Source organism: Yersinia sp. SCPM-O-B-9106 (C-191) (assembly GCF_026183365.1).
In the GTDB taxonomy this organism is placed as follows: Bacteria; Pseudomonadota; Gammaproteobacteria; order Enterobacterales; family Enterobacteriaceae; genus Yersinia; species Yersinia rochesterensis.
In genome coordinates this window covers 1,837,688-1,859,306 of record NZ_CP110791.1, presented here as the reverse complement: position 1 = coordinate 1,859,306, position 21,619 = coordinate 1,837,688, and the positions used below count along the sequence as shown (strand labels likewise).

The following is a 21,619-nucleotide window of genomic DNA, read 5'->3' as shown; positions in this document are numbered from 1 at the left end:
CTGAGGGTTTTGTAATTTATTGATATTTCGGAGTTTGTTGGTGGGTCGTGCAGGGTTCGAACCTGCGACTAATGCCCCCTAAAATCACATGTAACAGACTGTTTTTAAAGCCTAAAACTGCATTCACACTTCTCTCTGGTACACATGCCACCATATACATAGCTACGCTTACCCACATCACTCGTATGATTTTTAGAACAACTCAATCAATAGCTGATCATTAGCATCTCAAATGCTACACTCTTGCCATTACTTAAAATGACTCTTATTGACAAATGCTTAAGCTATTTTCAAAATATTTTACAGTTGGTATTTTTAATACCGCTATCCACTGGGTAGTGTTTGCCGTTTGCCTTTACGCTTTCCACACTAATCAGGCGCTGGCTAACTTCATCGCTTTCTGTGTAGCAGTGACATTCTCATTCTTTGCTAATGCCCGATTCACATTTAAGGCACGCACAACGACAGTGCGATACATGCTTTATGTCGGGTTCATGGGGGTGCTTAGCGTAGCAACGGGCTGGTTTGCTGATTACTTCGGACTCCCTGCCCTGTTTACGCTGATATGCTTCTCAGCCATCAGTCTTGTATGCGGATTTTTCTACTCGAAATTCATTGTATTTAGGGAAACTAAATGAAAATTTCTCTGGTTGTGCCTGTATTCAACGAAGAAGACGCGATCCCCATCTTCTATAAAGCAGTTCGCGAATATGAGCCACTAAAGCCTTATGAGATTGAGATTGTTTTTATCGATGATGGAAGCAAAGACTCAACAAAAAATATAATAAATATGTTACTTATACGGATACTGGCTGGGCTTGCTGTATTTGCATTTACTTGTACTATGTGCATGATTGCAAACAAACTGATTTATGGCAACTCTATTCTGGTCATCCATCACTAATGAACGCTATGTTATTCCTTGCTGGAGCAAAGTTAATTGGAATTGATATGCAAGGAAAACATATCGGCAGAATTTTATGGAAAACACAGATGTCCATGTGTAAAATAAAGAATAAGGAAGATAGATATGAATTTCAAATTTGACTCCGGCAGTAAAATAATTTTACTTCTTACAATACTGTTTGCACTTCCTATCTTGATGAATGGAATTTATTATCAAGATGATATATTAAGATCACTGACAGGTGTCGACGGCTCTTGGAATGATAGAGGTCGTCTACTATCAACAGCAGTTTTAGTGGCACTTGGGTTCGGCGGAGACTTCCTTGTAAATCTATTCCCATTTACATACATAATTGCTGTGATTGTTTTAGCTATGTCTTCTATTATACTTTACAATAGATTCGCAATAGAGCGAAGCATTCTGTCTGGCGTAGCATTCTCTCTTTTTTCATTAAATCCATTCTTATTACAGAATTTATCATATCAATTTGATAGCCTCCCAATGATGCTTTCTATTTTTTTTGCAACAGTTCCCTTTTCTGTTTATTTCACTGAGAAAAAAATACATCATAGAATGATATTAACAATAGCATGTCTAATTATATCATTGAGTTTATATCAAATAGCCATTAATATTTTCATTTCATTAAGTGCTATAGAAATAATCCATTCTATTTACAAATCAAACTATTCAACTGCCTCTATAAAAAGAGCGCTTGAAAAGGTTTTTTTACTTATTGTTAGCATGTTGATTTACTTAAAAAGTATCACTCCATTTTTATCCCAAACGATCCCCACTAAGATTATTGAAAATACAGCCTACTTCCATATAAACCTTAATAAATACCTAGAAATACTAAACCCATTAGACACCAACCCATTTCATATGGCTTGGGGCATCCCTATTATATTATCATGCATTGCTTTGGCTTTAATGGTTTATAAGATAATTATAAATAATAATAAATTTTCCATGAGATTTTATCTAATCAGTTTAATAGCATTAAGCTTTATTATAGTAATATTTTCTATTTTTGGCCCATTCATTTTAATACAAAATACCGTCGTGCAGCCAAGAGTCATGATGGGTTTATCTGGATTGATGGTGTTAGTCGCATTTTTATGCTCCACGATAAAAACCAGATTCCCAATAGCAATTTTATTGATACCTCCCGTTGTATTGAGCCTTTCTATTTCATCTGCATTTGGGAATGCCAGTAAATCACAGCGAAATTTAGAAGATAAAGTTTTTTTTGACATTGCTAATAACATACCAGAATCATGGAAAAGTGGTGATATATATGTTTATGGACAGATAAGTACTACTCAAGCTGCAAAAATGGAAATAAAAAGATTTCCCATTATAAAGCGGCTGACAGTACCTTTATATGATTGGACCGGGATGCTTATGTTGGGGCATTATGATGTACGCTCACGGATAGATAACCCGAATAGTTTTAACAAGTATAGAGGTGATATAATTATTGATAAAAATAATTATACACTTGAGCATGGAAAGAGAAATATCGTTATTCTCAAGTAATTCAAAGCCCAAGCCATAACCTTGCGGCCATGCTTTATATTTGGTTTATGGGGACTGAGTGTTACCACGTGATTTTGCAGCAGAATCACGTGGCTTACCCTCCCGATATTCACGCTCGTAGCGTTCTCCACTATCAGCTGCGTAGTGGGTTCTTCTATTCTAAATTTATCGTTTTGTGGAGTTAAAAATAGTGAAAATATCCCTGATTGTACCGGTATTCAACGAAGAAGACGCGATCCCTATCTTCTATAAGGCAGTTCGTGAATATGATCTACTAAAACCTTATGAGATTGAGATTGTTTTCATCAATGATGGGAGCAAGGACTCAACTGAAAATATTATTAACGCTCTGGCTATTTCAGATAAACTAGTTAAACCATTAAGTTTTACCCGTAACTTTGGTAAAGAACCGGCTTTATTCGCCGGGCTTGACCACGCGACAGGTGATGCAATTATCCCTATTGATGTTGACCTACAAGACCCGATTGATGTAATACCTCAGCTAATCGAAAAATGGAAAGCTGGTGCGGAGGTTGTTTTAGCTAAACGCTCAGATCGCTCCACTGACAGTGGGCTTAAGCGAAAATCAGCAGAATGGTTCTATAAGCTCCACAATAAAATCAGCACCCCAAAAATAGAAGAAAATGTGGGTGATTTCAGATTAATGTCTCGCGAAACAGTTGAGAATATCAAGCTACTCCCAGAACGTAACCTATTCATGAAGGGAATATTGTCGTGGGTTGGTGGCAAGACTGAAGTTGTGGAGTATTCACGTGCTGAACGTTGCGCCGGAGAATCGAAATTTAACGGGTGGAAATTGTGGAACCTAGCTATTGAAGGGATCACCAGCTTCTCTACATTCCCGCTTCGCATATGGTCATACATTGGCCTTGGCGTATCTGCATTCGCATTTATTTACGCAGCATGGATGATTGTAGATAAATTGATTTGGGGAAATCCGGTTCCTGGCTACCCATCTTTAATGACCGCAATACTATTTCTTGGCGGGATTCAGCTAATAGGGATAGGGGTTTTAGGGGAGTATATTGGGCGAATATATATGGAAACAAAAAATCGCCCTCGTCACCTAATATCAAAAAAAAAATCATAGAGAGTAATCATGATAAGCAACAAGAAAAATGGAATAATAATATCTATTGTTATAATGGCTTTTTGTCTTCCAATATTTATGCTTGACAAGCCATATACTGACGATTATGCAAGGACTATAGTTGGCTATTTTGGATGGTCTAATGATGGTAGGCCGTTGGCAGACTTGCTTGTATATATATTAAACCTAGGGCCAAACCTAACGGACATATCCCCGCTAAGCCACATTACCTCCCTGTGTGCCTTGGTTTTTTCATGTTATATAATAGCAACATACGTTATTAATAGAGATGGTTTTATAGCCTCTCTATCAGCAACAATATTAGTATTAAGTCCATTTTTCATTCATAACCTTTTATATAGGTATGACTCTCCGATAATGGCATTTTCCATATTATGCTGCTGCATTCCGTTTGTAAATAAACTAAGAGAAAATAATTTACATATAGCGATAGCTTCTTTTATTATGCCAATGGCATCGCTTATGCTTTATCAGGCAAGTTTTCCGTTATTTTTCTGCTTGGCAACAGTTGAATATTTTAGAATATGTAGGGACGGGGAAAATGGAAAGTTAAACACCCCGTTCCTAAGATGCGTGTCAGCAGGTCTATCACTGATAGTCTATCAACTTCTAATTTCTCCATTTTTCATAATGGGAGATTATGTTGTAAACCATTCATCTCCATTGCCAGCAAGTATTGATGGATTAAAAAATGCAATAAATAACATATCACTTTATATTGATTATATAAGTAATGTAGCAACAAAACCATGGTTGGCTGTTTTTTGCGCATTAATAGTATTATCATCTATATCAATAACATCATGCGTTAGAGCTATAGGCATATCACGTAAATTATCATTTAACTTGCTATGTCTTGCTTTCGGAGTTTTCGTATCAACAATAATGTTCTTTATGACCCTTCAGCCAGCTTACTATGCAAGAGTAATGATTGGGTTTAATTCTATTATAATGATGTTGTTTTGTATTTGCTGTTTAAAAAATGAATTTAAGTACAATTTAATCTTAGGCTTTTTAGTGTCATTGATGACTTTGATATATTTATCAGCAGATTCAAATATATTGAATTATATAAAAACAACATACAACAATGAAAAACAAATTTCATTCATGCTTAAAGTTGACATGTCAAATATAGATCCAGAATCTCCAATATATATACACGGATACCCAGCTAATACGACTGAAGCAGTAAGAATACTTAAGAAGTACCCATATGCTGCAGGAATATACCACCCGGACTTGGGGTGGAATACGACCAGAGTATTTGCTGAAATAGAAACTCCTTTTTTCAAAGCTGAGAAGGGAATTTACAATCCATCAAATGATGATGTTTGTGGGAAGGTAATCAAAAAGTGGAATGGGTCATACACCATCACTTTAAAAGATAACAAATACCACGCTATATTTAGAAATGTTAAGTGTTGAATGTCATAAGCCCCGACCTAACGCCGGGGCTTACTCCTTATTTTATAACTTGTATCGTTAGTTTATACTGCACTGTAACCCCGCCCACATTAGACTGTAATTGTATCTGTGTCTCTGTAGATGAAATTATACCCAACACCATTGGGCTGCTTGTTGTAGAGCCAATTACTAGCGCTGTATAATCTAAAATTTTATAACCAGACGGTGCATCTAACGCTACGCAACCATCGCCACCGCTGGTAACTTTAGTCTGCCATGTCGTATGTGTGGCTACATCAGCACCAATAGGTGTGTACCCAGACGGGAAGTCGTCAGTTAATATATTTCGTGTATTCAAAGAGCGAAATAGGTTAAATTTCGCACGTGTAAGGCCGAATAACGCGGCGTTGGAAATATAACCACCAATTATTGAAATAGCATTTCCGCTAGCCATGTTATGAACATATCTGATATAGCTTGGGTCATCGGTAATGTTTACGCCAAAATACTCCGGATTAATAACAGTGACATTATTATTTAAACCATATGAAAATATAAAAGCACGGGAGACTGAAGAGATCTGCGGGGTACTTCTACCCATCAACCCATCGATCTGAGCTTTGGCACCATTTATACTTGATGAGCTATTATATGAGTAATCATTAAAATAAAGGTTATTCAATGTGATGTTATTACCTGCCCCGCAAGTAATATGTGTCCCTTGATACGCCTCTATTCCTAAGAAAAATTCTACGTTACTACACTTGATGCTGACAAATCTAAAATAAGCTTTTTTTGCAGTACTTCAGAGGAGAGGAGGCTTATTCCCGTATATAAAGAAAAGCCAGTCACTCAATCAACTAAATATTCTCACCAAGCGTTTATGCGATCACTTCTGAGAATGGCTGCTAATGAATGGGGGTGGTTAGATGCAGTGCCAATAATCAAAGCGAGGCCACCAAAAAACAAACGAATACGTTGGTTTACTCAGGAAGAGGCCTCAAGGCTAATTAACGCCATTCCAGATTACTTAAAACCTGTCGTAATGTTCGCCCTTGCCACTGGATTGCGGAGATCGAACATACTTAACCTTGAATGGTCTCAACTGGATATTCAAAGAAAGATAGCCTGGATACATTCTGAGGATGCGAAAAATGGCAGAGCGATAGGCGCCGCCCTAAATGACACAGCATGCAAAGTTTTGCGTGGGCAGATTGGGAAGCATAATCGATGGTTTTTTGTTCACATGTCATCATCAGTGAAACCTAACGGAAAATTAACACCAGAAATAAGGAAAATGAGAGTTGACGGAAATAAGGCTTGGAAGGCTGGATTAAAAAGAGCCGGAATAGAAGATTTTCGATTTCATGATTTAAGGCATACATGGGCAAGTTGGTTAGTTCAATCCGGAGTTCCTATTTCTGCGTTACAAGAAATGGGAGGATGGGAAAGTATTGAAATGGTGAGAAGGTATGCACACCTTTCACCAATTCATTTAACTCAACATGCTAAACAAATAGACGGAATATTAAATCTTAATGGCACGAATATGGCACGCGAATATAATCAAGATATATTTAATGTGGTCTAACTGATTGATTTTGTTGGTGGGTCGTGCAGGGTTCGAACCTGCGACCAATTGATTAAGAGTCAACTGCTCTACCAACTGAGCTAACGACCCAACGGCAATAATTATTCTCCTGTTGGACTTGGCTGTCAAACACTTCATCGGATTTTTCTCTTTATACCGCGTGAGATTCCTCTCTACGAATTAATTATGCACCTGATGCTGACGATTATTGTTAGTTATGTAACTTCATGTTGTAATTCCATATGCTGTGATGAACTTAACAAAATTCAGTGTGTGAAATATAAACACTGGAAAATGAGGCGCATTGTGTAATTATTGTTGCGAAGATATTAAATAATTTGAAAATTGTACTTAAAGCATACAAAAAATCTAATAGACAGACAGGGTAAGACCAAAGAGCCAACATAGAGCTCAACAACTTCACAAATACAGGAAGAGGGAATGGGAAAGATGGTAGACCAATCCAAGATAGTGGCAAAACCGTTGCCGGAACCTGAAGAGCACCTTCAACGAAGTCTCTCCAACCGTCATATTCAGCTGATAGCTATCGGCGGCGCCATAGGTACTGGTTTGTTTATGGGATCGGGTAAAACCATCAGCCTTGCCGGGCCGTCAATTATTTTTGTTTATATGATTATCGGTTTTATGTTGTTTTTCGTGATGCGAGCAATGGGTGAATTGCTGCTGTCGAATCTGAAATATAAATCATTCAGTGATTTTGCCGCTGATTTGCTTGGCCCATGGGCGGGGTTTTTCACTGGCTGGACTTATTGGTTTTGTTGGGTGATAACCGGCATCGCGGATGTTGTTGCCATCACGGCTTATGCGCAATTCTGGTTCCCTGGTTTCTCACAATGGGTCGCTTCATTATTAGTGGTTTTACTGCTGCTGTCGCTGAATCTGGCAACAGTAAAAATGTTCGGTGAAATGGAATTCTGGTTCGCTATGATCAAAATTGTGGCCATTGTGGCTCTGATCTTTGCTGGCCTGACCATGGTATTAATGAGTTATCAGTCACCTTCTGGCACTACTGCATCATTTGCCCATTTATGGAATGATGGAGGAATGTTCCCGAAAGGAATCAGTGGCTTCTTTGCTGGTTTCCAGATTGCTGTCTTTGCTTTTGTGGGCATTGAATTGGTTGGGACCACCGCCGCTGAAACCAAAGATCCAGAGGTGGTATTGCCGCGTGCGATTAACTCCATTCCTATCCGCATCATAATGTTCTATGTCTTCTCATTGATTATGATTATGTCGGTGACCCCATGGAGTTCAGTGGTTGCCGATAAAAGCCCGTTTGTTGAGTTATTCGTTTTAGTCGGCTTACCCGCAGCTGCCAGTGTTATCAACTTTGTGGTGTTAACTTCTGCGGCCTCGTCAGCCAACAGTGGCGTATTCTCCACCAGCCGTATGCTGTTCGGTTTAGCGAAAGAAGGCGATGCGCCAAAACAATTTGGTAAGTTATCGCGCCGTTCTGTTCCCGCCTCTGGCCTGACATTCTCTTGTATTTGCTTGCTAGGTGGCGTGGTGCTGATTTACCTTATTCCGAACGTCATGACCGTATTTACTCTGGTCACCACGGTATCGGCGATTTTATTTATGTTCGTCTGGACCATCATCCTTTGCTCTTATCTGGTGTATCGCAAAAGACGCCCGGCGCTACATAAAAAGTCCATCTACAAAATGCCAGCCGGTATTTTCATGTCTTGGGTGTGCATGGCATTCTTCGCCTTTGTATTGGTATTGTTGACACTGGAAAGTGATACCCGCCAGGCACTGATTGTGACGCCATTGTGGTTTGTCATTCTCACCATCGGCTATATCATCTTGAAAAAGCGCAAAACTCACCTATACGACAGTAATTTGTAGTCATTATCTGGCGTCAGAGTTTTTCTGGCGCCAGTTTTAGCGGCCCACCCTATTCAGTTATTGGTGTCATGCTGAGTGATAGCCCATAACATAAAGCTGCCCATGATTCGCAATTCTCTTGGTCAAGGGACGGTTATCGCTTCACGCAACCTACTGGATGTTAAACCAAAATGTTGCTGAAAACGCGACGCTGAAATATAACCGTGTTGCGCGGCAATTTCGCCTATTGGCAGCGATGTAGTTTGTACAGGAGAGCCGATATTGCGCCATAACGCTCTTATATTATGCTAAAAAGCTCAATATAGAGCGTTATCATATTAATCTAATTACTCAAGGTGTAGTTTGCCATCTTGCCAAGAAAGCTGGGTCACTGCTGAGGTGGCAACACCATCAGTTGTTTCTCCTCCCACCAAAATCACTTTATCTTTATCTTGAATAGATACGCCGTAACCCAGTGGTTGAGGTAATTTCCCAACAACCTGCCATTGATTATCCACCAGCGCATAAATGGGTTGTTGCCACTGTTTTTTCAGCCCTTTATGGGCATATAACTGACCTGCATTGAATTGTTTCCATGAACCGGGGAAGTTGGCCCCACCGCCCACTAGCACCACATCATGGCTAATGCCAGCAAAAGCCCCCGCCAGCCCTTCTTGTTCCGCACCTTTTTCAGCAATCAAATCCGGCTGCTGTTGCCATTGGAGTTCTGTCCCCTGCTTTTTACCCTGCCACACTGCCGTCGTCCGTAAGCCGGGCTTAATTTCACCGTTTATTAATATAAGATTGCTATTTATAGTCGCGATAGCTGATCCTGCGGTCCCTAAAAATGGCATCTGCCCGCCACTTTTCCACTGATTTTTGGCCGGGTCATACACTAATACATCGCGGTTATAGAAATAGTCCGCCGGTTTCTGTTCAAAATACGCATTAATAACCGCATTTTTCTGAGTTTCATTGCTGCCCGCAGAGGCCAGATCCGCGAAATAACCATCGAAAATAGCCTTATTGACGCCCCCTAGCAGCAGCGCCTGAGAGCCATTCAGGGTAGTGGCGGCAGTTCCGACCAAGCCACGCGGTGCTCGTGTTGCCAACGGCTGCCATTGATTAGTTTGCGGGTCATATCGATAAACATCATTCAGTGCGCTTACCTGTGTGTCGCTGGCGGCATTTTTACCCACCCCACCAAAAACATATAATTTACCGTCTAATGCTACCGTGACGGCCTGTTCACGGGGTTGACCTGGGAAATCGGCTATTTTCTGCCAACCGTCACTGGCTTTATCTGTATCAAGGCGATACCAGGATTGACCGGCACTGCCGAGACCGATATATAAATTGTTATTAATCCGAGTACCCGTTCCATATTTAAAAGGGACAGGTACATCGGGATAACTCTCAGCATTAGCGTAAGATAAAGAAAGCGTGACAAGGGGAATAAGCACCCCCAGCAGAATGACTTTTGTACTCAATTTTTTCTTATATTGATGATATATCTGAGTCATCAAGATGTTCCTCATTAATTAATCGTTATATTGGGTTGAGTGGTGACAACAACAAAACTCCATAACTAATTCATCATTGGAGTTTTACTTCCATTGAAGATATTAATCGGACGTTACACTGTCAATGTAGATAGTCAGTAATTGTGATAAATACCCCGCTGCTGGATGAAGGCTTGAGCTGAATTAGCGCGGCTATTCTTTACTAAACTGGCCGAATCAAGGCAGTCACCCTTGTGGCAGACAGATGTCGGGTTATTGTCTGGTTGCTGTCGTGGTGATGTTGCGTACTTACGTTTAGGTTTGTAGATATACTTTCAAATCTCAGGGGAGTTAAGAATGAATCTTTATCGTATTCGTGAATTACGCCAGGCGCGGGCTTGGTCACAAGAGCAATTAGCGGAACTCTGTAGCCTCAACGTACGCACTATTCAGCGAATCGAAAATGGCGAACAAGCCAGTCTCGAAACCTTGAGTGCCATTGCGGCGGTGATGGAATTGAAAGTCAGCGAACTCTATTCACTTGATGCCAATCAACCTCAAGATGGGCCTGGCGAAGCAGTTGATCAGCGAGTATTAGATGCACGTAAAGCTGTTGAAAATGAAATGTCATTTTTGCGCCAATTACTGCGGGCCGTTATCCTGTGCGCCATATTATTTGCCATTAACTGGTTTACTTCCCCCAGCTATATGTGGGCTTGGTGGGTGGTTTTGGGCTTAAGCATCCCATTGGGATTAAGAGCCATAAACCTTTTCTTATTAGGTAATTGGGTTGAACGCTGGCAGCAAAAGCGCCTACAAAAGAAGTTACGCAATTTGTAATCAAACTGAGAAAATTAATGTCTCCAGATTGGAGATTTCTTATTACAGTGACTTTCTGTGCGGCCAACATTGCAGCTTGAGCGTATTGGCGTATGGTTAATAAGTATCATAAGCAGCGACTATGATTACATCATCAGCATTATTCAATAAATATGATTGGAGCAAAGCGAGATGGCGAAAATTCTAGTGCTTTACTATTCCATGTATGGGCATATCGAAACACTTGCCGGTGCAATTGCCGAGGGTGCCCAAAAAGTCAGCGGCGTTGAAGTGACCATTAAGCGCGTGCCGGAAACCATGTCAGCCGATATTATCGCCAAAGCGGGAGGGAAAACCAACCAAAAAGCCCCCGTGGCAACCCCGCAAGAGTTAGCAGATTACGATGGCATCATTTTCGGTACGCCAACTCGCTTTGGTAATATGGCGGGGCAAATGCGTACATTCCTTGATCAAACCGGTGGGCTGTGGGCTTCCGGCGCATTGTATGGCAAAGTCGCCAGTGTATTTGCCTCTACTGGAACCGGCGGCGGGCAAGAACACACTATCACTTCAACCTGGACCACCTTAGCCCATCACGGTTTTATCATTGTCCCTATCGGCTATGGTGCCAAAGAGCTATTCGATGTTTCGCATACCCGTGGTGGCACGCCTTATGGCGCAACCACTATTGCTGGTGGTGATGGTTCCCGCCAACCTAGCGCGGAGGAACTCGCCATTGCACGTTTCCAGGGCGAACATGTAGCGAAAATCACAGCCAAATTAACGCGTTAAAGGGTCAGAAAAAGCACCGCAAAAGTGGTGCTTTATTTCAATATACTATAAATAATTCGAGTTGCAGGAAGGCGGCAAACGAGTGACAAATCGGTGAAAACTGATTTGAACAGCATTTATGCTAGCCCGTAGGGTGAGCCTCTTTGAGGCTCATTAATCCTCAGGAGTTTACACAAGTAAGTGGCTGGGGTGACAAATCTGCCGGGAGCAGATTTGAACGCTGCTTGCAGCGGCCTCGCAGAGGCGAGGCCCATGGACGGGCCGAGTAGTGAAAGCAGCCAACACACATGCAGCTTGAATTATGACGAACACATTAAGCTTCCAGTAATCCTTGCGCCAGATAGTGATTAGCATCCGAAACCCCCGGTAAGACGAAGAAGTAGCCCCCGCCAATAGGTTTTACATACTCTTCGAGCGCTTCTCCATCCAGCCGTTTTTGCACGGTCAAAAACGCTTTTTCTAAATCGGACTGATAGCAGACAAATAATAGTCCCATGTCCAATTGCCCCGAATTTGATACGCCCAGTGAATAGCTGTAGCCACGGCGCAGCATCAAGTTATTCTGAGTTTCCGCCGTGCGCGGATTGGCCAGCCGAATATGCGCATCCATCGGGATCACTTTGCCGTCAGGGTCTTTAGTGTAATCCGGTTCATCATGCTCATGTATCATGCCCAAAGGCGCACCGCTGTGTTTATCACGGCCAAAAATAGTTTGCTGTTCTTGCAAGGGCGTCCGATCCCAGAACTCGACTTTGAAGCGGATAATTCGTGCCGCCTGATAGCTCCCCCCTACCGCCCAGACAGGTTCTCCGGCATTTCCCTGAACCCAGACCACTTGATTCATCAGCGGCTTATCACTGGTTTTTGGATTGGCGGTTCCGTCTTTAAAACCTAACAAATTGATGGGCGTTTCTTTACCTCTGCTGCGAGCGGCATGGGCAGAAATAAACCCTTCGCGCTTCCAGCGAACACTGAGAAGATCCGGCGAATGCTTGATAATATCGCGCAACGCATGGATCACGGTTTCATTAGTATTAGCGCAAATTTGCAGCAATATATCACCATGACACAAACCCGCATCCAATGAATCATTAGGAAAGCGGCTCATTCTCTGAAGCCGCAGTGGTTTTTGCCCTTGCAAGCCAAAACGCTCATCAAACAGCGAATCGCCGACAGAAACAGTGATCGTCAGGTTATCGGGATAAATTTCCGGCCCCATAATGCCCGAATCCAATGGCGGCAGTTTCGCATTCACTGAAGGCGCATGTCCGCCAGTGGTCAAAAAAGCAATACGCTCAGTTAATAGCTTGAATAGCCGAATCAATGCGGTTTTATCTGTTGCCAACACATCAAATGCCACCAACATCATCGCCGCTTGCTGCGAGGTTAATACGCCAGATTGATGCTGACCGTAAAAAGGCTGTTTTTGCCAGCGATCATCTTGCGCGGAAGCAGCCTCTGGAGTAGGACAATCCGCAGCACGGGCTATTTTTGCCGCACCGAGCGCCAATGCGCCACTCATCATCCCCATTCCCAAGAGCAAACGCCGACGAGAGGGTAAAGCGGCCTCATTATCTTTATCTTGCTGATACGGCCCGTGTTGCGGGCCGGTTTTCTTACTCATTTTAATGCCTCAATCCAGACCCAATACGCCACGCAGTTGAGCAAGGTCTTCTGCCAGTGCCGTAATCGGCCCTTTCATCGCATTGCGATCTGCATCGGTTAACTTCTCGTAGGATTCGTAGCCATCTTTAGTGCGGTATTTCGCTAATATGCCAGCAACTGTGGCGAAGTTGGCATCGATCTTATCCAATAATGGTTTATCGGCTTTTTCCAGCAATGGCCGCAACAGATTAACAATTTTCTGTGCGCCATCGACGTTTGCCTGGAAATCCCACAAATCTGTGCGGCTATAGCGATCTTCTTCACCACTGATTTTACTGGCGGCCACTTCTTCAATTAAACCTGCAGCCCCACCCACGACTTTGTTCGGCGCAAATGTTAGGCCGGTAATACGTTTTTGCAGTTCCAGCGTGTCTTGATACAGTTGGTCAGCAAATTTATCAGCCCCTTTGGTGGTATTGTCGCCAAATAGGCTTTTTTCTAAACGGTGGAAACCGGTGAATTTTGGATCAGCCGCTTTCTGTTCAAAATCGTCTTCACGGGCATCAATACTGCCGTCCAAATCAGAGAACAATTCAGCAATCGGTTCGATACGCTCATAATGCTGACGAGTCGGTGCGTAGAGCTTACGGGCTAAGGCCAAATCACCTTTTTTCACTGCATCAGTGAAAGCTTTGGTTTGAGTGACTAACTGAGCCACTTCTTGAATAACATACACTTTATACTCGGCAATCGGCCCCACCAGTGCCATGGCATCCGGCTTGGTCGCAGTGTCAGAACCAGCAGTAACGGTCAATTTACCTTTAGGGTTACTGAGTAAACCGCAGGTCATATCGTATTCACCCGGTTCCAGGTTGGCAGTCATTTTCTGGGTAAAACCTGGCGCGATATTCTCACGTTCTTCAACCACCATAACCCCTTTCAGGATTTCCCACTCCAACCCTTTTTGGCTGGCATTGTGAACAATAAACTGTGTTTTACCGGCGGGGATAGACAGCGCCATTGGCTCACATTGTTTATCAGTGACTGTGATTTTAACCTGAGGAATATCAGCAGCCTGTGCGCTAATGGCGAAAGCAGGCAGTGCCAGTAAAGCGGCATGTAGAGCTGTGCGACGGAAGAACCGGTTAGACATGTTATAAATCCCTGAATTATTAGTTAGTTTTCCGCGCAGCCGGTACGGTTAAAGCCGCCGTGGCGCGTGGTGGAAGGAAAAAGAAAATCAATGCCGGAATCAAATAAATAAAGTAGACCGCGACTTCACTGACGGTAGGAGCTTCCTGATAGCCAAACATGCCCTCGAGGAAGGTGCCTAATAAAGAGTGTGTTGAAAGCACATTGGTCAGGTCAAAAGCGATATCTTGGAAATGGTTCCACAGGCCGGCTTCATGGAAGGCTCTTATCGCCCCAGCAGCAAGACCGGCGGCCACAAACAGAATAAACAGGCTGGTCCATTTGAAGAATTTAGCCAGATGTAATTTAACGCCGCCCCAGTAGATAGCTATACCGACCAAAATAGCGCAGCTCAGGCCCAATATTGCGCCGATGGGTGCGCCAATTCCGACATCCTGCTGAAAAGCAGCTAATAAAAAGAAAACTGACTCCAGACCTTCGCGCGCCACGGCAAAAAAGACCATTGCGACTAATGCCCATCCTTGGCCTCGGCCTTTTTTACTATCAAATTTCAGGGCGTTATCAATGGCCCCTTCTAAGTGAACTTTGACTGACTTAGAGACTTTGCGCATCCAGAAAACCATATAGGTTAATATGCAAACCGCCACCACGGCGATAATCCCTTCGAACAGCTCTTGTTGTTTTTGTGGGAACTCACCGGTGGTTTCATTAATAAATATACCGATAGCCAGGCAAAGTGCGGCGGCGGTGATAACCCCCACCCATACTGCCCCCATCCATTGACCGCGTTGAGTACGTTTAAGATAACTGGCGATCAAGCTGACAATCAGCGCCGCCTCCAGCCCTTCACGAAACATAATAAGAAATGGGACAAACATGCTAAACACCCCTGAGGTGGGCAGTAAGGAAAATATGCGATTAAGAACATCGTCAATAAACGTAAAGAAAAGTAAAACGATAGTGATTATCATTCTGGCAAAAAGAAATTCAAGAGGCGGAATAAGAATATTGTTAAGCAAACTGTGGCAAGTTGTTTCTGGCGGGTTAAATAGCAAATAAATTCATTAGGATACAAATTAATGCAGTAATGAAGTCCAGGCGGTATTTTCTATAAAAAAGCCCCCTGTTTTGCAGGAGGCTATGTGGATTAAAGATAAAAGTTATTTTTAGACAGTTTTAAACTCAGCTTCCGCCTGACGAAAACGTTCGGTCATCGCATTGCTCGGGCTTTTACCCAGTAAACTCACCACTAGGATCGCGATACTGGCGAACAAGAAACCGGGGATAATTTCGTATAAACCCAACCAGGCATATTGCTTCCAAACAATCACCGTAATTGCGCCGACCAGCATCCCCACCAACGCACCATTGCGGGTCATCCGTGGCCACATGACTGAAATTAGAACCACTGGCCCAAAGGCCGCACCAAAGCCCGCCCAAGCATAACTCACCAGACCAAGCACCCGGTTATCGGGGTCCGCTGCTAATGCGATGGCAATTAACGCCACCAACAACACCATGGCACGCCCCACCCAGACCAACTCTTTCTGGCTGGCTTTTTTACGCAGAAACGCTTTGTACAAATCTTCCGTTAATGCACTGGAGCACACCAATAATTGGCAGCTTAACGTACTCATTACCGCCGCCAAAATCGCAGACAGCAAAATACCGGCCATCCATGGATTGAACAGCAACTTGGCTAATTCAATAAAGACGCGCTCACCATTTTGAGTCACACTTCCGGCGTATTGCGGATTGTTCTCGAAGTAGGCAATCCCGAAGAAACCCACGGCAATAGTCCCTGCCAAACACAGAATCATCCAGGTCATACTGATACGGCGGGCGCTACGAATAGTGCGGTGAGAGTCTGCCGCCATAAAACGCGCCAGAATATGTGGCTGACCAAAATAGCCCAAGCCCCAACCCAGCAGAGAAAGGATAGCAACCAGATTCAACCCTTTGAACATATCAATATTGGCAGGGTTTTTCGCGGCAATAACCATCACTGAGGTATCAATCCCCCCCACAGCCAGGATCACCATAATTGGGGTCAGAATCAGCGCAAAAATCATCAATGTCGCTTGTACAGTATCAGTCCAACTGACCGCCAGGAAACCGCCAATAAAGGTATAAGCGATAGTAGCCGCAGCCCCTGCCCACAAGGCGGTGCTGTAGTTCATGTCAAAAGTGCTTTCGAATAACCGCGCTCCGGCAACGATTCCTGAAGCACAATAAATAGTAAAGAAGACTAAAATAACTACGGCTGATATTACCCGTAACAGCTTGCTTTTATCTTCAAAACGACTGGTGAAATAGTCCGGTAAGGTCAGAGCATTATTATTCGCTTCGGTATGAACCCGTAAACGGCCAGCCACTAATTTCCAGTTTAAATAAGCACCAATGGTCAAACCTATAGCTATCCAGCTCTCGGATATACCCGACAAGAAGATAGCCCCCGGTAATCCCATTAATAACCAGCCGCTCATATCGGAAGCCCCAGCGGACAATGCCGTCACCACGCTCCCTAAACTTCGCCCGCCTAGAATATAGTCATCAAAGCTTTTGGTCGCCCGATAAGCCACAAGACCAATGAGGATCATCCCAACAATGTAAACTAAAAAAGTCACCAACATCGGTGTATTCATGGTCATGCTATATCTCCATTTTGTATATTATCGTTTTAATATCCCATGATATTGAGTGTTTGCCCTGTAAGGCTGCACCATGCTTTCTCTCTGGTTTGTCGGAACGTGACACTGAGTTGCACCAGAGATGGGCGCTAAAATCTGAAATACACTACACGTTAGCAAATGGCTATCTTGCGGTTGCTATCTTGTGGTTGCTATCCTAGTTGAGTCTTTTCTTCCGCCACAACAATTTAAACAAATTTATTACAAAAATTTCACTCTGCGTCACATTAAGCCCTGTTGGTAGTGACACCCAACACGACAAAATGAGTGATACTTAAGGTAAACCCCCTAAAAACCTACTGTTATTAGTGCCAGCCACAGTTTTACTTAATATTTGAACAATCTGGATCACCGGATAATTGTTAAAAACAAGACTGAATTCACACTTCGCTTATACAGCCGATTTAACACGGTTGCACAAAGTTGCAACATGCTTGATATTGTTTGCATTAAAATACTAACCCCCCTGATTAAGGAGCCGGACAGTATGGCTAGCACTACAATGGGCGTGAAGCTCGACGAAGCAACACGCGACCGAATTAAGGCCGCCGCACAACGTGTTGATCGCACACCACACTGGCTGATTAAACAGGCCATTTTTAACTATTTGGAGCGGCTGGAAAATAACAGCGAATTACCGGAACTCCCAATGGCACAGACGTCCTCTTCATCTGAAGCGGACGATATTATGCCGCAAATTACTGAGAATAATCATCAACCTTTCTTAGAATTCGCCGAACAAGTGTTGCCACAATCCGTTACCCGAGCAGCCATTACAGCGGCCTACCGCCGCCCGGAAACAGAAGCCATTCCTATGTTATTGGAACAGGCCCGTTTACCCGAAGATTTAGCCCAAGCAGCGCATCAACTCGCTTATTCCATTGCTGAGAAACTAAGAAATCAAAAAAGCGCTAATGGTCGTGCCGGTATAGTGCAAAGTTTGCTGCAAGAGTTTTCCCTGTCGTCCCAAGAGGGCGTGGCATTGATGTGTCTTGCGGAAGCACTGCTGCGTATTCCTGACAAACCAACTCGTGATGCGCTGATCCGCGATAAAATCAGCAATGGCAATTGGCACTCTCACTTAGGCCGTAGCCCGTCCATGTTTGTCAATGCGGCGACCTGGGGCTTACTGTTTACCGGCCGTTTGGTCTCAACTCATAATGAAACCAAACTTTCCAGTTCATTAAATAGGATTATCGGTAAAGGGGGGGAGCCGCTGATCCGCAAGGGCGTAGATATGGCAATGCGCCTGATGGGTGAGCAATTCGTCACCGGTGAAACTATCGCCGAAGCCTTAGCCAATGCGCGCAAACTGGAAGATAAAGGGTTCCGCTATTCTTACGATATGTTAGGGGAAGCGGCGCTGACGGAAGCCGATGCTCAGGCCTATTTGCTCTCCTATCAGCAGGCTATTCATGCTATCGGCAAAGCCTCCAATGGCCGCGGTATCTATGAGGGGCCGGGGATCTCAATCAAACTTTCGGCCCTACACCCGCGCTATAGCCGTGCCCAATACGAGCGCGTAATGGATGAGCTTTACCCACGTTTGCTGTCTCTGACTTTACAAGCCCGCCAATATGACATTGGAATTAATATTGACGCGGAAGAAGCCGATCGTCTGGAAATTTCACTCGATCTGCTGGAAAAACTCTGCTTCGAGCCAAAATTGGCCGGTTGGAATGGTATCGGTTTTGTGATTCAGGCTTACCAGAAACGCTGCCCGGCCACCATTGATGCAGTGATTGAACTGGCGCAGCGCAGCCGCCGCCGGCTGATGATTCGCCTGGTCAAAGGGGCATATTGGGACAGCGAAATAAAACGCGCTCAAGTGGATGGTTTGGAAGGTTATCCGGTTTATACCCGCAAGGTTTATACCGATGTTTCTTATCTGGCCTGCGCGCGTAAGTTATTGGCCGTCCCTAGCCTGATTTATCCACAATTTGCGACACACAACGCACATACTTTATCTGCAATTTATCATCTGGCCGGACAAAACTACTATCCCGGCCAATACGAATTCCAATGCCTACATGGTATGGGCGAACCGCTGTATGAGCAGGTGGTGGGTAAAGTTGCTGAGGGCAAACTGAACCGCCCATGTCGCATTTATGCCCCGGTTGGTACTCATGAAACCTTGCTGGCTTATCTGGTACGCCGCCTGTTGGAAAACGGGGCCAACACTTCATTTGTCAACCGCATTGCGGATGCCACACTGCCGCTGGATGAGCTAGTGGCTGATCCGGTCAGTGCAGTAGAAGCCATTGCAGCCAGTGAAGGCCAACTTGGTTTACCGCACCCGCGCATTCCTTTACCGCGTGAGTTGTATGGCGAGAAACGAGCTAACTCCAGCGGTTTGGATCTGGCGAACGAGCACCGTCTGGCATCTCTTTCCAGCGCTCTGCTGGCCAGCGCGAGCCAAGTGTGGCGGGCAGAACCGCTGATTAATGCAGAACTTGATAGCGGCGCGGAACAGGGTAATAAAATGGAACAGCCGGTCATCAACCCGGCAGAACCGGCAGATATCGTCGGCTACGTTCGTGAAGCAACCGATGCAGAAGTCAGCCGTGCATTGGATGCAGCCGCCAGTGCCGGGGCGATTTGGTTTGCTACTCCCCCTGTCGAGCGCGCCGCTATTTTAGTGCGTGCTGCCGAGTTGATGGAAAATCAGATGCAAACACTGATGGGCATACTGGTGCGCGAAGCCGGTAAAACCTTCAGTAACGCGATTGCAGAAGTCCGTGAGGCGGTTGATTTCCTGCATTATTATGCCGGAATGGTGCATGATAACTTTTCCAATGATAGCCACCGCCCACTCGGCCCAGTGGTTTGCATCAGCCCGTGGAACTTCCCGTTGGCGATATTTACCGGTCAGGTTGCTGCCGCATTAGCCGCTGGTAATAGTGTTTTGGCAAAACCGGCGGAGCAAACCCCGCTGATTGCTGCTCAAGCAGTGCGTATCTTGCTGGAGGCCGGTATCCCACAAGGTGTGCTCCAATTGCTTCCCGGCCAGGGTGATAGTGTCGGCGCAGCCTTAGTTAATGATGCCCGCGTGCGCGGCGTGATGTTTACCGGTTCAACTGAAGTGGCGGCTATTTTACAACGCAGCATCGCCGGCAGACTCGATCCACAAGGCCGTCCAACCCCGCTGATTGCCGAAACTGGCGGTTTGAATGCCATGATTGTTGATTCCTCGGCGCTCACTGAGCAAGTGGTGACCGATGTAGTCGCCTCAGCCTTTGATAGCGCCGGTCAGCGCTGCTCGGCCTTACGGATCCTCTGTATTCAGGATGATGTTGCCGAGCACACGCTACAAATGCTGCGGGGCGCCATGGCTGAATGCCGCATGGGTAACCCAGAGCGCCTGTCTACCGATATCGGGCCGGTTATTGATTCGCAAGCCAAAGCGGGTATTGAACGACATATTCAAGCAATGCGAGCTAAAGGGCGCAAAGTGTATCAAGCCGCCAGAGCCAATAGTTTGGACGAAACAGAGTGGCAGCGCGGGACTTTTATCAAACCGACATTAATAGAACTGGATAGCTTTGATGAGCTACAAAAAGAAGTTTTCGGCCCGGTTCTGCACGTCGTGCGCTTCCAGCGCCAAAATATCAGTGCGCTAGTCGACCAAATTAATGCTTCTGGTTATGGTTTAACGTTAGGTATTCATACCCGTATTGATGAAACCATTACTCAAGTCACTGAAAAAGCCAAAGTGGGGAATCTCTACGTCAACCGCAATATGGTCGGGGCCGTAGTTGGCGTCCAACCTTTTGGCGGTGAAGGCCTCTCCGGGACGGGGCCTAAAGCCGGTGGCCCACTGTATCTGTATCGCCTCCTGTGTAGCCGGCCAGAAGATGCAGTAATCAACACGCTTGTTCATCAGGATAATGGGCAAGTGCAAAATATCTTAGGCCGTGAAGCACTACAAACGGCCCATCATGCTCTGGCTAAATGGGCTAATGAGCACCAAAATACTGCATTAATTCAGTTGGCTGCGCGTTATGGTGAGCTGGCACAAGGCGGCACTGTCCGGCTATTACCGGGGCCTACCGGTGAACGAAACACCTACGCCCTGTTACCTCGTGAACGTATCCTGTGTCTGGCAGATACAGAGGCGGATGCACTGACACAATTGGCTGCAGTTTTAGCGGTCGGGAGTGAAGTGCTATGGCTGGAAAATACGCTACAAAAAGACTTATTCCGCACATTACCCACGGTTGTAAAATCACGCATTACTTTCGCGAAAGATTGGCAAACAGCTAACATCACCTTTGATGCCGTTATCTATCATGGAGATGCAGATCAACTACGCACCTTATGCGAGCAGATAGCGCAAATTGATGGGCCAATTGTCTCAGTACAAGGCTTTGCACGCGGTGAAACCAATATCCTGCTAGAGCGTTTGCTCATTGAGCACTCATTGAGTGTCAATACTGCAGCCGCGGGTGGGAATGCCAGCTTGATGACTATCGGCTAAGCTTTCAGGTAATGAATATGTATAAGTGAGTTTCATCTACCAAGGCCCTTCGGGGCCTTATTTTTGACTTAAGCAATAACACCGCCAGCGGAATCTTTTCCGAGAGTCCCCGCAATTCGGGGTGCAAAACTGCAAGCATCTTCTTTTTCTCCAGT

General features: G+C 44.6%; 14 protein-coding genes, 1 tRNA gene and 2 pseudogenes. 10 read left to right on the top strand and 7 right to left on the bottom strand.

What is annotated here, in order from left to right; all coding sequences use genetic code 11:
* Positions 1 to 275: 275 nt before the first annotated feature.
* The 5 genes and pseudogenes from OP863_RS08545 (at position 276) to OP863_RS08525 (ending at position 5,009) form a co-directional block, all read left to right on the top strand.
* Positions 276 to 638: a GtrA family protein gene (locus tag OP863_RS08545; RefSeq protein WP_265526120.1), complete on the top strand. Its 363-nt coding sequence runs from the start codon at positions 276 to 278 to the stop codon at positions 636 to 638.
* Positions 635 to 802, top strand: a pseudogene (locus OP863_RS08540) (glycosyltransferase); the annotation flags it as partial. The gene OP863_RS08545 and the pseudogene OP863_RS08540, both read left to right, overlap by 4 nt.
* A 228-nt stretch (positions 803 to 1,030) precedes the next feature.
* The gene (locus OP863_RS08535; protein WP_265526118.1) at positions 1,031 to 2,449 is read left to right on the top strand and encodes a glucosyltransferase domain-containing protein; all 1,419 of its coding nucleotides are present in this window, start codon (positions 1,031 to 1,033) and stop codon (positions 2,447 to 2,449) included.
* Positions 2,450 to 2,639: 190 nt separating this feature from the next.
* The gene (locus OP863_RS08530) at positions 2,640 to 3,560 is read left to right on the top strand and encodes a glycosyltransferase family 2 protein (RefSeq protein WP_265526116.1); all 921 of its coding nucleotides are present in this window, start codon (positions 2,640 to 2,642) and stop codon (positions 3,558 to 3,560) included.
* A 9-nt stretch (positions 3,561 to 3,569) separates the two neighbouring features.
* The gene (locus tag OP863_RS08525) at positions 3,570 to 5,009 is read left to right on the top strand and encodes a glucosyltransferase domain-containing protein (protein WP_265526114.1); all 1,440 of its coding nucleotides are present in this window, start codon (positions 3,570 to 3,572) and stop codon (positions 5,007 to 5,009) included.
* Positions 5,010 to 5,046: 37 nt separating this feature from the next.
* Here OP863_RS08525 and OP863_RS08520 read toward each other — a convergent pair whose 3' ends face one another.
* Entirely contained in the window at positions 5,047 to 5,670 is a 624-nt protein-coding gene (locus OP863_RS08520) for a hypothetical protein (RefSeq protein ID WP_265526112.1), read from the bottom strand.
* Between the two features lie 144 nt (positions 5,671 to 5,814).
* On the opposite strand from OP863_RS08520, the pseudogene OP863_RS08515 reads away from it, so the two are divergent.
* A pseudogene (locus OP863_RS08515) lies at positions 5,815 to 6,579 on the top strand (site-specific integrase); the annotation flags it as partial.
* Between the two features lie 14 nt (positions 6,580 to 6,593).
* On the opposite strand, the gene OP863_RS08510 reads toward OP863_RS08515, so the two are convergent.
* A tRNA-Lys gene (locus OP863_RS08510) sits at positions 6,594 to 6,669 on the bottom strand.
* A 360-nt stretch (positions 6,670 to 7,029) separates the two neighbouring features.
* Between OP863_RS08510 and cycA the strand changes: the two genes are divergently transcribed.
* On the top strand, positions 7,030 to 8,448 hold the full coding sequence (gene cycA, locus OP863_RS08505; RefSeq protein ID WP_186368227.1) for a D-serine/D-alanine/glycine transporter: 1,419 nt from the start codon (positions 7,030 to 7,032) through the stop codon (positions 8,446 to 8,448).
* Between the two features lie 326 nt (positions 8,449 to 8,774).
* Here the strand turns inward: cycA and OP863_RS08500 are convergent, their stop codons facing one another.
* The gene (locus tag OP863_RS08500; protein ID WP_145589111.1) at positions 8,775 to 9,950 is read right to left on the bottom strand and encodes an N-acetylneuraminate epimerase; all 1,176 of its coding nucleotides are present in this window, start codon (positions 9,948 to 9,950) and stop codon (positions 8,775 to 8,777) included.
* Between the two features lie 336 nt (positions 9,951 to 10,286).
* On the opposite strand from OP863_RS08500, the gene OP863_RS08495 reads away from it, so the two are divergent.
* Both OP863_RS08495 and wrbA read left to right on the top strand, forming a co-directional pair.
* Entirely contained in the window at positions 10,287 to 10,769 is a 483-nt protein-coding gene (locus OP863_RS08495; RefSeq protein WP_145589110.1) for a helix-turn-helix domain-containing protein, read from the top strand.
* A 171-nt stretch (positions 10,770 to 10,940) separates the two neighbouring features.
* A complete protein-coding gene (gene wrbA, locus OP863_RS08490) occupies positions 10,941 to 11,540 on the top strand; it encodes an NAD(P)H:quinone oxidoreductase (protein ID WP_038633669.1) in 600 nt (199 codons plus the stop codon).
* Between the two features lie 313 nt (positions 11,541 to 11,853).
* On the opposite strand, the gene efeB is transcribed toward wrbA, so the two are convergent.
* The 4 genes from efeB to putP all read right to left on the bottom strand — a co-directional run bounded on the left by efeB (position 11,854) and on the right by putP (position 16,948).
* The gene (efeB, locus tag OP863_RS08485) at positions 11,854 to 13,164 is read right to left on the bottom strand and encodes an iron uptake transporter deferrochelatase/peroxidase subunit (RefSeq protein ID WP_145589109.1); all 1,311 of its coding nucleotides are present in this window, start codon (positions 13,162 to 13,164) and stop codon (positions 11,854 to 11,856) included.
* A 9-nt stretch (positions 13,165 to 13,173) separates the two neighbouring features.
* Positions 13,174 to 14,298 carry an iron uptake system protein EfeO gene (efeO, locus tag OP863_RS08480; protein ID WP_265526110.1) on the bottom strand — a complete coding sequence of 375 codons (1,125 nt, stop codon included), beginning with the start codon at positions 14,296 to 14,298 and terminating at the stop codon, positions 13,174 to 13,176.
* 19 nt (positions 14,299 to 14,317) lie between these two features.
* Positions 14,318 to 15,175 (bottom strand): iron uptake transporter permease EfeU, encoded by an 858-nt coding sequence (gene efeU / locus OP863_RS08475; protein ID WP_265526108.1) that lies wholly within the window; start codon positions 15,173 to 15,175, stop codon positions 14,318 to 14,320.
* A 288-nt stretch (positions 15,176 to 15,463) separates the two neighbouring features.
* On the bottom strand, positions 15,464 to 16,948 hold the full coding sequence (gene putP, locus OP863_RS08470) for a sodium/proline symporter PutP (protein ID WP_038633681.1): 1,485 nt from the start codon (positions 16,946 to 16,948) through the stop codon (positions 15,464 to 15,466).
* 526 nt (positions 16,949 to 17,474) lie between these two features.
* On the opposite strand from putP, the gene putA reads away from it, so the two are divergent.
* Positions 17,475 to 21,464: a trifunctional transcriptional regulator/proline dehydrogenase/L-glutamate gamma-semialdehyde dehydrogenase gene (gene putA / locus OP863_RS08465; RefSeq protein ID WP_265526107.1), complete on the top strand. Its 3,990-nt coding sequence runs from the start codon at positions 17,475 to 17,477 to the stop codon at positions 21,462 to 21,464.
* The last annotated feature ends 155 nt before the right edge of the window (positions 21,465 to 21,619 follow it).